The following is a 10,322-nucleotide window of genomic DNA, read 5'->3' as shown; positions in this document are numbered from 1 at the left end:
CGCCCCCACCTGCGCCCTCGTCGAAGCTGACCGCGCTCGCCCCGGCACGGCCGAGCACCTGGCGGCCCTGCCCGGCATCACCGTCCTGGACCTGGACCTGCCCGCCGCCCTCGCCGTGGCCGGCCAGGAGACCTGGGCCGGCGCGCACGCCCGGTACGCCGCACAGCCCACCCCGGACCGCCCCGACGGGGCGATCATCGCCACGACCGCTCCCGAGCGGTGGGTCGGCGAGCCGGTCCGCGTCCTGGACCTCACACCCTGACGCGGTCCGAGCGCAGCTTCTGTGCCTGCCCGTGCCCTACGAGGGACGCCAACTGATCATGTACGGCCGGCCAGGCGGTTGAGAGGCGCCGCTTCTGTGCCAGTCTTTGCGCAACAGCAGGTCGGTGGCGCGGCGCAGCAGAGCGTTCTCCTCGGTGCTCGCCCCGTCGTGCGCGGCGGCTTCTGCGTGGGTGAGGCAGTGGCGCAGGGTGCTTGTCGGCCGGTCCTGTTCGACGGCTTGTTGGAGTGCGGCGGATGCCTCCGTTCGGTCGTCGCCGGCCTGTACGGCGGCCACGGGCCGGACGGGGGTGCGGGCTCGGTCGGTGCGGGTGGGGACGATAGGGCACCGAGGCGGCGGACGGTGCCACGCAGGCGTCGTACTTCCGCGGCCGCCCGGGTGCACAGCCCCCATGGCTGAAGGCTGCATTCGTCCAGGCCGAACCACTGGGTGCCGTCGTGGGTCTGGGTGCCGATGAGGACGCGGCGGGTGGTGCCGTCTGCGTCGCAGCGGATCCGCAGCACGTATCCGTGGGGACGTCCCTGACCGCCTGACCTGAAGAAATGCGACACAAGGTGTCGGGTTTCGGGTCGAGCATGTGTCACCGGTCGGTGTCGATGACGGGCGCCGACCGGGCCGTACCGACAGACAAGGACCTCCATGCGATTCACGTCCGACTCATCGATATCGGACCTCCACGGAAAGATCGCGCTGGTCGCGGGGGCCACGCGGGGCGCCGGGCGCGGCATCGCCGTCCAACTCGGCGCGGCGGGCGCGACGGTCTACGTCACCGGCCGGACGACTCGGGAACAGCGCTCGGAGTACGACCGGCCCGAGACGATCGAGGAAACTGCGGAACTCGTCACCGCCGCGGGCGGAACCGGCATCGCGGTGCCGGCTGACCATCTGGTGCCCGAGCAGGTCCGTGCGCTGGCTGAGCGCATCGACACCGAGCAGGGGCGACTCGACGTGCTGGTCAACGATGTCTGGGGCGGCGAGCGGCTGTTCGAGTTCGACAAACCGGTGTGGGAACACGACCTCGACAACGGACTGCGGCTGCTCCGGCTGGGTGTGGAGAGCCATGCGATCACCAGCCACTTCCTGCTGCCGCTCCTGGTGCGGCGACCGGGCGGGCTGGTGATCGAAATGACCGACGGGACGTCAGCATACAATCGAACAAACTACCGCAACTCATACTTCTATGACCTGGTCAAGAACAGCGTGCTGCGTATGGCGTTCGTGCTCGCACACGAGTTGAAGCCGCACCGCGGGACGGCGGTGGCGCTCACCCCGGGCTGGCTGCGTTCGGAGATGATGCTCGACATGTTCGGCGTCACCGAGGACAACTGGCGCGATGCGCTGGCAACGGCGCCGCACTTCTGCATCTCGGAGAGCCCGTCGTATGTCGGACGCGCTGTCGCGGCGCTGGCTGGCGACGCGGGCGTCGCACGCTGGAACGGCCAGTCACTGTCCAGCGGACAACTTGCACTGGAGTATGGCTTCACCGACCTCGACGGTTCACGTCCGGACTGCTGGCGCTACCTGGTGGAGGTCGACGCCGCCGGCAAGCCGGCGGACGCCGCCGGGTATCGGTGACGGGCACCGCTCACGTCCCGCCGCGGCAATCCCGCGGCCCATGAGCGGGCATCGGCATCACTACCGCCGACCGGCGCTGTGTACTGCACTGCGGCGACGGTACCAGCCGTGTTCGGCTATCAGCCGGGGCTGACCCCGCCGAGGTGGTGCTGGTCATCGGCGGGGCGCCGCATGGGTCGAATCCTTGCGCCGGGAATCCCGACATCCGCGGCCGCCGCCGCGTACGTGCACTTACCGCCGGACGCGCGGTACAGCGCGACGGCGTCCTTCAGGAACTCCTCCGAGTACGGAGGCTGGCGTCCCATCCGGACATCCTTCCCCGGACCATCGAGATCCATTGTCCGGGCGTCCACTCCAAAGGATCAACCTCAGGCAGGAGTTCAACCCCTGGCAGCACTGTTCCGAGTGTATTTGGAGCAGAAATCCACGCATGGACTTGCAAGAAAACCTGTCGTTGTCATAGTAGATATTGACCCGTCACGGGGTTATCGTTGTGCCGTACCTCGGAAGTCGTTGAAGGTACGGCAGACACGAACTGCCGTGCGTGCAGGTCAAGCAGGACGCGGCCCTCAGGGGTCGCGGGCAGTACCCGCGGTATCCAGCAGTACAACCAAGTAACCGAAGGTAAGGAGCAGAGCGCCATCAGGATCGCCCGGGCGAGGCAGAAATCCGCCCGGGTACCGCAGGCCCCGGATTGGAAGGTGGTCCCCGGTCACGCATCGCGATCCCCGCAGCCCCGCCCTCCCAGGCGGAACCTGCGGACAAAGAAGGCCGGCACGGGTTGCCGGTGGATGGTGTTGAAAGCTCGGGGCCCGGGCGCCAGTACTGGCGCCCGGGCCCCCCGACGCATCCCTGGAAGAAGAGGTCTGTGCCCCCTGCCAGTTCCCGTCCCGTCGACAATCTCGATGACGACGACTACCCCGCCTACACGATGGGCCGGGCCGCCGAGATGCTCGGCACCACCCCCGCCTTCCTCCGCACCCTGGGCGAACACCGCCTGATCACCCCGCTGCGCTCCGAAGGCGGGCACCGCCGCTATTCCCGCTACCAGTTGCGCATCGCCGCCCGGGCCCGCGAACTCGTCGACCAGGGCACTGCCGTCGAGGCTGCCTGCCGCATCGTCATCCTCGAAGACCAGCTCGAAGAAGCCCGGCGCATCAACGAGCAACTGCGCGCTCGGAGCGGCGAGTCACAGCCGAGGACCACGGCCTGATCACAACGCCGGTCGGCAGGGCGGACAACACCGACCGCCGGCGAGGGAAGCCGACCGGCATCAAGGCTTCGAGGCGCGCGTTCAGGCCGCCTGGGTGAGTTCGGCGCGGCCGAACAACAGCGCGTAGCCGGTGGGGAGTTGGCGCAGGATGCGGGTGAGCAGATCGGGACCGGCCGAGGCGGCGACGGCGGCGAGGACGGAGCCGGTGTCCCAGCGGGTGGTGGCCAGGCTGGCGCCGCTGCGGGTAGCGAGGTCCTTGACGAAGGCCCAGCCGGTCAGCGGCTGGGTGTCGGGGATCTGTTCGGTGAGGATGCGTGCGGCCTCCCAGGGCAGGCGGGCGGCCAGTTCGACGCGTTCCTCGCCGGTCAGCTGGCGTCCGAGTCCGGAAACGACGAGACGCACGGCTTCCTCGGCCTGTTCCCGGGTGGGGTAGGCGCCTTCGTAGCGGACCTTGTCCAGCATCTGCTCGAACGTCGTCACGGGCAGGTGCTCAAGCGGTGCACGCCGGTCGGACATCACTGCGGTGGTTGCCTTTCTCTCGCTGGGGTGCCGGTGCCCGCACGGATTGTGCGGACACCGGGAGTGGGGTGGTCAGGTGGGCTGGGGGCGGCCGAAGAGCAGGTCGTAGCCTGCGGGGAGCTGAAGCAGGATCTGCTCCAGGAGGTCGTCACCGGCAGCGTCGGCGACCGTGCTGAGGATGGCGCTGACGTCCCAGGCTGCGGTCTGCTCGGTGGCTCCCTCGATCCAGGCCGCCGTCGCCCGCACGAACCGCTCCGGTGGCAGCGGTTCGGCGCTTTGCAGCGGATTGAGCAGGATCAGGGCGAAGCCCTCCGGCAGGCGCGCCGCCAGCTGGGCGCGTACGTCGCCGACCAGGTGTGCGCCCAGCAGGGCGAGGACCGCGCGGGCCGCGCGTTCTGCTTCCTGCTCACTTTCGTACTCGCCGCGTTCCTTCACCTGGTCGAGGAACGCTTCGATTCGCAGGGTCACGTCGGCCGCCACCCTTCTTCGGCTTCTGCTCCGGTGAGTGCGGAGGGCGGGTGAGGGGGAGGCCCACCCTCCGCTTCTGATCGGCCCCTGTCGCCTGCGATCAGCCGGAGATCTCCTTGCGGCCGGATCCGACGCCGATGGAGATCTTGCGGGGCTTGGCACGCTCGGCGATCGGGATGCGCAGGGTGAGCACCCCGGCGTCGTAGTCGGCCGTGATGTGCTCGGTGTCGAGGGTGTCGGCGAGCACGATCTGGCGGGAGAAGACGCCAAGGGGCCGCTCGGAGAGTTCCATCTGCACGTCGTCGCCCTTCGCCACCGGCCGGCGCTCGGCCTTGACGGTCAGCATGTTCCGCTCGACGTCGATGTCGATCGCCTCGGGGCTGACGCCCGGCAGGTCGAAGGCCACCACGTACTCGTCACCCTCGCGGTAGGCGTCCATCGCCATCGCGGACGGCCGCGACCAGGTGCCCGGACCCATCATCTGCTGAGCCAGCCGGTCGAGTTCACGGAAGGGATCGGTGCGCATCAACATCGTGAAACACCTCCAGAAGGTTCGGGCAGTTGCTGCCAATGCGCCTCACTGAAACCGTTGTAACATGTCATCCAATGGATGACAAACACCATGTCATCGAACGGACGACATGCTTGAAGGAGGTGCTCATGGCAGCAGCCGACCACCCGGCCTCGTCCGGCACCGACGCCCGCAGCCCGGCCTCGTTCCTCGCCGCCGCGGCGGCCTTGCACGCCATAGACGACGCTCTGCACGCTGCCCGGCGAGGGACCTCCGAGGACCCTGATACCGGCCCCGACCCGGAGCAGGCCCTGGCCTCGCTGCTGCTGCTGCGGCAGGTTCGCGAGCAGCTCGCCGACTGGGAGAACGGCCTGATCGAAACGGCCCGCGCCGCGGGCGCCAGCTGGGCCGACCTCGCCCACCCGCTCGGCGTCGGCAGCCGCCAGGCCGCCGAACGCCGCTACCTGCGAGGCCGGCCCGGCCCCGCAGGCGCCACCGGCGAACAACGCGTCCAGGCGACCCGCGAACGCCGCGCCGCCGACCGCGCCGTCACCGCCTGGGCCCGCCGCAACGCCGCCGACCTGCGCCGCATCGCCGGCCAGATCACCGGCCTCACCCAGCTCCCCGCCGCCGCCCGCGGCCCCGTCAGCCAGCTCGACGCGGCCCTCGCCCAGGACGACCCCGCCGCCCTCGTCAGCCCCCTGAACGCCACTCGCCCCTACCTGACACACCTCCACCCCGACCTCGCCGCCCGACTCGATGCCCTCACCGACAGCACCTCCGCCGCCTCCGACTGAGCCGGTGCTTCCTTGACTGCTGCAGCTGTCGGCGCCGAGACGGAATCTGCTGCCGGGAGGCGCTGTCAGCATGTCCGGGCACGGCGCGGACGACGGTGACCGGCCGGCTGCGGCGCGTCGGCTCCGCACCACCAGTTCTCCGAACAGCCCATAGACGCTCACCTGGGCACACGTACCACGGCGGACACCACCGCGAGGATCACGGTGGCCACCACGATGGCGGCTGTCACCGGGCGTCCGTCCCACGACGCCGGCCGCTTCGCCGTGCGTTCATGCACGTCGGCATCGTTGGGACTATTCCGACTCGGGCTGCAGCCGGTACGCCCCCCCAGCGAGGCCGCACAGGGCTCCGCACCAGCGCTGTGAGCATCCACGCACTGCCACCGAATGATCCGACTCCCGGCTGGCCGCCGAGATCATTTTCGACCGCGGCCTGGGCGACCTGTTCGTGGTGCGCACCGCCGGCCACGTCATGGGCCCGGAGGTGCTGGGCAGCATCGAATACGGCGTGGACGTGCTGGGCTGCCCGCTGGTGATCGTTCTCGGTCACGACTCGTGCGGCGCGGTCGGCGCGGTCTGCGCCGCGCTGGAGGACTGCATGACACCGGCCGGATACGTCCGGGACGTCGTGGAGCGGGTGACCCCCGGCGTGCTGGCCGCGCGGTCCGCCGGGTGCGTCGAGCCGCAGGAGGTCCTGGGGCCTGCGCCAGCGCATCTTCACGGCGTCGAGGGACGGTGACCTGGCGAAAGTCAGGAAACTGCAGAAACTGATGCTCCGGAGCCTGAGTGACACGCTGGTCAGCGTGCGCCGGGTGACGGAGGTCAACGCCGGACGGAAGACAGCGGGGATCGACGGTCAGGTCGTGGCCGAGCGCCCCGGGCAAGTCAGAGGTGGCGCGCTTCATCCAGCAGCGCGGCAGCATCTGGCAGGCCCGTCCGGTCCGGCGGGCTTTCATCCCTAAGGCGGGGGGACGCAGACGGAGCCCACTCGGCATTCCCGTGATCGTCGACCGGTGCCACCCGGCCCGGATGTCGGCGGCGCCGGAACCCGAGTGGGAGGCCCGGTTCGGGGCGAGGTCGTATGGCTTCCGTCCGGGCCGGGGCTGCCACGACGCGATCGGGGTCATCCACAACACGCTCAACGGCAAGAACCCGCGGCGCGTGTGGATCCCGGACGCGGACCTGGCAGCGGCGTTCGACCGTATCGACCACGACCGGCTTCTGGCCCAGCTCGGCACCTTCCCCGCCCGGGCCATGGTCCGACAGTGGCTGAAGGCCGGGGTGATCGAGCGCTTCTGCCCGGCCGGCACATGCCGAATCCAACCCGCCGACAGCCCCATCCGCGCAGCCGGCTCCTCCACCGGAACACCCCGCCGATACGCCGCCCGCACCACCCGATCCCGGCGCGCCCGCCACCGCTCCCGCGCAACCCGACCGCCACCCGGTGGTGCAACACCCGCGGTACGCAGCAGCAGCCGGCCTGTCACGTCATCCACCCGACGCTGCACGCAATCCCCCTCGCGTCGAAGGCGACCCCGCTGACTGAACACGGTCAGGGGAGTACGGGTAGGGCGAAACGGCCGCACGACGGAAAGCCCCCCGACCATGGCCGGGGGGCGTGAAGCGGGCGACTACAGCCCGGACAGCTGATGCAGGTCCCGCAGCTCAGGCATCGGAACCCGCGGCGTCCGGCCTGACATCGAGCACCGACTCCTGCGATTCTCGACCCGCCGCATCGTCCCGGACATTCCCTCTCACCGGCAGCTTGACGTGTGCAGCCCACAGGATCGGCGTGGAGACCGCCCAGGTGATCGGTATGAGCCACGTGTCGGTGGTGTCTTCGCTTCCGCTGATCTTCAGCTCGGGGAACGCGGCGACCAGACACACGCACAGCGCCGTGATGGCGGCGAACGTCCAGGTCTTCACTGCCCGGTCCCAGCCCACGCCGTACTCGGACCACCGGTAGTGAGCGCCGATGATGAGAAGAAGGACGATTCCGATGATCGAGTCGGTGGGACCCCAGTTGCTGGGGTCACTGTTCACTGTGATGGTGGCGACGAGAGCGGTGCCGAGAAGGACTGCCTGATCAGTCCCGTGTCCTCCGGCCGCTCTGATGCGCTCCTGACGTGCTTCCATTTCCTGCGCCATAGGTACCCCCCGGACGCGTGTGCTTCCCCGCCACTACCAATGTCGCCGCCCAAGACCGTTCACACCAGACCTCACTCACACCGCGAAGGAGACGGCATTCGACAGGCCGCATGGAGTAGCGGGCGGGGCGCCAACTGTCGTACTGCGCGTGGGGTTTGGCCGGCGCAAGCCGACCACGCCAAGCACGCGACGAAGACAGGCAGGACAACGCCCCCGACCGACGGGCCGGGGTTCCAGATGGCGGTCTCGAAGCGGGCGAAGCCGCACGGCCAGTCGTAGTCCCACGTGTCCGGCGATGTGGTGGCGCCGCGGCAGGGCACTTCCACGGCCGAGGTGGCGAGGCCGTCCTCACAGTGGGCTTTCCAGCAGGTCGGCGTACCACTCGGTGTCGATCGAGGCATCGCAGTGCGGGCAGCCGATCCGTTCCAGGTTGTCGCCGCGGTCGACGGGGGTGAAGGTGGCGTGCCAGGTGACGTCCATCTGGACCTCCACGCCATCGGGCAGGCCGGGAGCCAGCTCCGCGGCGAGCGCGGCAGTCCGCTCGGCCCGCCGCCGGTCGGGCTGCCACTGGGGATCGGTCGGAATGATCGACAGGACGTCGTCGCTCATGGGCTCACTCGATTTGTCGGGGCACCGGCGTTCGGCGGGGTGCAGATGCTCCACCACGTAACCGCGCACGTCGTCACGGACGGCGTCGGCTTCCCACTTGGCCCGCCCCAGCGGGTGCTGCATGCCGTCCGGGGTGGTCTCCCCAGCCCACTCGGCGATGGTCCAGCAGTGCTTGCGCGGCAGATCCGACAGCAGCCCGAGCACCGAGTGCCGTACCCGGCGTCGGGGTCGACCCGCTTGAACCGGCCCGCGATCCGGCCCATCAGGTCCTCGAACGCCTCTTTCCACCGAGCAGGGTCTACGCAGTGACCTGCGGCCACCGCATGATCTTCAGTCTTCGCACACCGATGATCAACGGTGGCCGCAGCCATCCCGCAGCCATCCCGCAGCCATCCCTCAGCCGGTCCACCGGCGAGATCGCGGTCTACGGCTGGAGTGCCAGATCGCGCTGATACCAGGTGCCCGGCTTACCGCCGAGGTCGGCCGGGTCTGCCGGGCCGACCGAGACGAACCCGGCCTTTGCCAGCACCCTCTGGGACGCGACATTGGCGTGGGAGGTGGCTGCGCGCACTGTGCGCAGCCCGTGCCGTGCCGCCGCCAGCTGGCACAACTCCCGGACCGTCGCGGTCGCAACGCCGCGGCCGGCGACGTGCTGCGCGACCCGGTAACCGAGGTTGGCAGCACCGTCCTGGATGTCGTACAGGTTGAACCGGCCCAGAACCGAGCCGTCCGTGGCGACCAGCACATAGAACGCGCAGCCGCCGGCCTCTTGCTCGGCCAGCATGGCGCTGTGCCGCTCGGCGAACTGGTCGTAGAACTCATCGCCCCGGTCGGAGATCGAGGCAGCGAAGTAGGCGCGGTTCGCCAGCTCGAAGGCCAGGACCGCCGGGGCATGGCCGGCATCCAGCTGCTTCAGGTCGGGCACGGCGCGACTCTACCCGGACCGCGCGCCGGTGCCATCTGAGTTTCCATCAGCGGCGGACAGCCCCAAGACGATGGCACACATCCCAGTTCTCGGGTTTCTCCGGGCGGCAGGACCTGGTGCACCTCGTGGAGCGAGCCGTCGGCCTCGTCAAGGAGTGGTGCCCGGCGGTCGACGGCACCCGCCGTGGCGACCGATCTGACGGCAACCGTGCGGCCACGGAGATCTCCCCTCTGCGTCAGTTCCTGCTGGACGGCAGGGAGGCGGCGCCGGCCGATCCGGAGCAGCCGGCTCGGCGCTCGGACGCCGTCTCGGCCGCGACGGCCTGGGCGGCACGCGCCTCGATGGAGGACTTGTTCGCTCTCCTGGCCGGGTGACACCGTGACCATGCGTTCCGGCGGTCAGGCCGACGACCCGGAACTCGTACCGGACACGGAACTGCTGAAGGTGTGTGACACCCCTGACGGGCGGCCGTCGCTCGATGAACGCGGCGCCCACGCATGCGGACAACGCGGCGACCCACGGCTACGACGAGAGAAGCCCCACCATTCGTGCTCTGCATTCAACTTCCCAGGCCGTCCAGGTCCTCGCGGGCGGCGGTGACGGCCAGGACGACGACGGGGGTGTCCTCGGCCGGCGCGGGCCTGCTGGTGGCGTAGGGGGCGAGGTGGGCGCCGCCCGGGCACGGCAGTACCGTCCCGCGACGGGCTCCATATGCCTGACCTTGCGGTGGCGCCGAGTAGGTGCTGCGCGTGAAGAAGCGCAACCACGTGCCGGTGGCTGCGGCTGAGCTGGTCGTCGAGATCACCTCAGAGTCCAACGAAAGCAGCGATCGCTCCAAGAAGGCCGTTGGACAGGCGCAGGCGGGCGTCCCGCTCTGCCTCCTCATCGACAGCTGGGCCCCGGAGGCCCCATCATCACGTTGTACGGCGAGCCGAGGGAGACGTCTATCGCGTCCCGCACGCAGGCAAGTTCGGCGACGAGTTCCCCGCTTCCGGAGCCGTTCGACCTGAAGCTCGGCACTGGCGGGTTCCCCGTCGGCTGACGCTCATCCCAACACCGCCGCCACCCCCACCAACACCGGTACCGACGCCACCGTCGACAGCAGGATGGACTCTCTCGCCAGGGACTCGGCCACCTGGTACCGGCTCGCGTACGTGAACAGGTTCTGCGCGGCCGGCAGAGCCGAGGTCACCACCACGTCCAGCAGCGGGGCGCCGTGCAGGCCGAAGACGCCCCTCGCCAGTACCCACGCCACGGCCGGTTGGCCCAGGGACTTC

Annotated in this window: 15 protein-coding genes and 3 pseudogenes; 8 read left to right on the top strand and 10 right to left on the bottom strand. The window is 69.8% G+C overall.

What is annotated here, in order from left to right:
• On the top strand, positions 1–262 hold a 262-nt coding region (locus BIV23_RS44070; RefSeq protein ID WP_071386626.1), incomplete at its 5' end, for a PIN domain-containing protein.
• A 36-nt stretch (positions 263–298) separates the two neighbouring features.
• Here BIV23_RS44070 and BIV23_RS49995 read toward each other — a convergent pair.
• Positions 299–556 (bottom strand): hypothetical protein, encoded by a 258-nt coding sequence (locus tag BIV23_RS49995; RefSeq protein ID WP_143079253.1) that lies wholly within the window; start codon positions 554–556, stop codon positions 299–301.
• A gap of 363 nt (positions 557–919) precedes the next feature.
• Here BIV23_RS49995 and BIV23_RS44065 point away from each other — a divergent pair, with 363 nt between their 5' ends.
• Positions 920–1,855: an SDR family oxidoreductase gene (locus BIV23_RS44065; protein WP_071386625.1), complete on the top strand. Its 936-nt coding sequence runs from the start codon at positions 920–922 to the stop codon at positions 1,853–1,855.
• Positions 1,856–2,031: 176 nt separating this feature from the next.
• Here the strand turns inward: BIV23_RS44065 and BIV23_RS44060 are convergent.
• A pseudogene (locus BIV23_RS44060) lies at positions 2,032–2,160 on the bottom strand (IS3-like element ISRhosp1 family transposase); the annotation flags it as partial.
• A 563-nt stretch (positions 2,161–2,723) separates the two neighbouring features.
• On the opposite strand from BIV23_RS44060, the gene BIV23_RS44055 reads away from it, so the two are divergent.
• Positions 2,724–3,068 carry a MerR family transcriptional regulator gene (locus BIV23_RS44055; protein WP_071386623.1) on the top strand — a complete coding sequence of 115 codons (345 nt, stop codon included), beginning with the start codon at positions 2,724–2,726 and terminating at the stop codon, positions 3,066–3,068.
• Positions 3,069–3,149: 81 nt separating this feature from the next.
• Here the strand turns inward: BIV23_RS44055 and BIV23_RS44050 are convergent, their stop codons facing one another.
• The 3 genes from BIV23_RS44050 to BIV23_RS44040 form a co-directional block, all read right to left on the bottom strand.
• Positions 3,150–3,584, bottom strand: a complete 435-nt coding sequence (locus tag BIV23_RS44050; RefSeq protein ID WP_425443587.1) for a DUF2267 domain-containing protein — start codon at positions 3,582–3,584, stop codon at positions 3,150–3,152.
• A 75-nt stretch (positions 3,585–3,659) separates the two neighbouring features.
• On the bottom strand, positions 3,660–4,055 hold the full coding sequence (locus BIV23_RS44045; protein WP_071386627.1) for a DUF2267 domain-containing protein: 396 nt from the start codon (positions 4,053–4,055) through the stop codon (positions 3,660–3,662).
• A 100-nt stretch (positions 4,056–4,155) separates the two neighbouring features.
• Positions 4,156–4,587: an Hsp20/alpha crystallin family protein gene (locus BIV23_RS44040; RefSeq protein ID WP_071386621.1), complete on the bottom strand. Its 432-nt coding sequence runs from the start codon at positions 4,585–4,587 to the stop codon at positions 4,156–4,158.
• Positions 4,588–4,715: 128 nt separating this feature from the next.
• Here BIV23_RS44040 and BIV23_RS44035 point away from each other — a divergent pair, with 128 nt between their 5' ends.
• From BIV23_RS44035 to BIV23_RS53745, 4 genes and pseudogenes are all read left to right on the top strand, one after another.
• A complete protein-coding gene (locus tag BIV23_RS44035) occupies positions 4,716–5,363 on the top strand; it encodes a type III effector protein (protein WP_071386620.1) in 648 nt (215 codons plus the stop codon).
• Positions 5,364–5,754: 391 nt separating this feature from the next.
• Positions 5,755–6,078: pseudogene (locus BIV23_RS44030) on the top strand (carbonic anhydrase); the annotation flags it as partial.
• Positions 6,065–6,325 carry a reverse transcriptase N-terminal domain-containing protein gene (locus BIV23_RS53750; RefSeq protein ID WP_342746419.1) on the top strand — a complete coding sequence of 87 codons (261 nt, stop codon included), beginning with the start codon at positions 6,065–6,067 and terminating at the stop codon, positions 6,323–6,325. The pseudogene BIV23_RS44030 and the gene BIV23_RS53750, both read left to right, overlap by 14 nt.
• Positions 6,255–6,905, top strand: coding sequence for a reverse transcriptase domain-containing protein (locus tag BIV23_RS53745; RefSeq protein ID WP_342746418.1), 651 nt, complete (start codon positions 6,255–6,257; stop codon positions 6,903–6,905). Before BIV23_RS53750 ends, BIV23_RS53745 begins: the two co-directional genes overlap by 71 nt.
• Before the next feature lie 123 nt (positions 6,906–7,028).
• On the opposite strand, the gene BIV23_RS44025 is transcribed toward BIV23_RS53745, so the two are convergent.
• The 3 genes and pseudogenes from BIV23_RS44025 to BIV23_RS44015 form a co-directional block, all read right to left on the bottom strand.
• Positions 7,029–7,511: a hypothetical protein gene (locus BIV23_RS44025; protein WP_143079252.1), complete on the bottom strand. Its 483-nt coding sequence runs from the start codon at positions 7,509–7,511 to the stop codon at positions 7,029–7,031.
• Between the two features lie 648 nt (positions 7,512–8,159).
• Positions 8,160–8,383, bottom strand: a pseudogene (locus BIV23_RS48020) (IS701 family transposase); the annotation flags it as partial.
• 161 nt (positions 8,384–8,544) lie between these two features.
• Positions 8,545–9,045: a GNAT family N-acetyltransferase gene (locus tag BIV23_RS44015; RefSeq protein WP_071386617.1), complete on the bottom strand. Its 501-nt coding sequence runs from the start codon at positions 9,043–9,045 to the stop codon at positions 8,545–8,547.
• 125 nt (positions 9,046–9,170) lie between these two features.
• On the opposite strand from BIV23_RS44015, the gene BIV23_RS52990 reads away from it, so the two are divergent.
• Positions 9,171–9,419 (top strand): hypothetical protein, encoded by a 249-nt coding sequence (locus BIV23_RS52990; protein ID WP_245790939.1) that lies wholly within the window; start codon positions 9,171–9,173, stop codon positions 9,417–9,419.
• Between the two features lie 185 nt (positions 9,420–9,604).
• Here the strand turns inward: BIV23_RS52990 and BIV23_RS51015 are convergent, their stop codons facing one another.
• Complete coding sequence (locus BIV23_RS51015; protein WP_177240253.1) at positions 9,605–9,850, bottom strand: hypothetical protein; 246 nt, start codon at positions 9,848–9,850, stop codon at positions 9,605–9,607.
• Between the two features lie 240 nt (positions 9,851–10,090).
• Positions 10,091–10,322, bottom strand: a 232-nt coding sequence (locus BIV23_RS44000) for an AEC family transporter (protein WP_177240254.1), incomplete at its 5' end; no start/stop codon positions are given.

The organism is Streptomyces monashensis, from assembly GCF_001866665.1.
GTDB classification, from domain to species: domain Bacteria; phylum Actinomycetota; class Actinomycetes; order Streptomycetales; family Streptomycetaceae; genus Streptomyces; species Streptomyces monashensis.
The sequence above is the reverse complement of the archived record's forward strand: the minus strand, read 5'-3'. Positions and strand labels throughout refer to the sequence as shown.

Coding starts and splice junctions, on each gene's coding strand:
- BIV23_RS44035 (WP_071386620.1), top strand. CDS start 4,716: ATGGCAGCAGCCGACCACCCGGCCTCGTCCGGCACCGACGCCCGCAGC.
- BIV23_RS44065 (WP_071386625.1), top strand. CDS start 920: ATGCGATTCACGTCCGACTCATCGATATCGGACCTCCACGGAAAGATC.
- BIV23_RS44040 (WP_071386621.1), bottom strand. CDS start 4,587: ATGTTGATGCGCACCGATCCCTTCCGTGAACTCGACCGGCTGGCTCAG.
- BIV23_RS44025 (WP_143079252.1), bottom strand. CDS start 7,511: ATGGCGCAGGAAATGGAAGCACGTCAGGAGCGCATCAGAGCGGCCGGA.
- BIV23_RS44050 (WP_425443587.1), bottom strand. CDS start 3,584: ATGTCCGACCGGCGTGCACCGCTTGAGCACCTGCCCGTGACGACGTTC.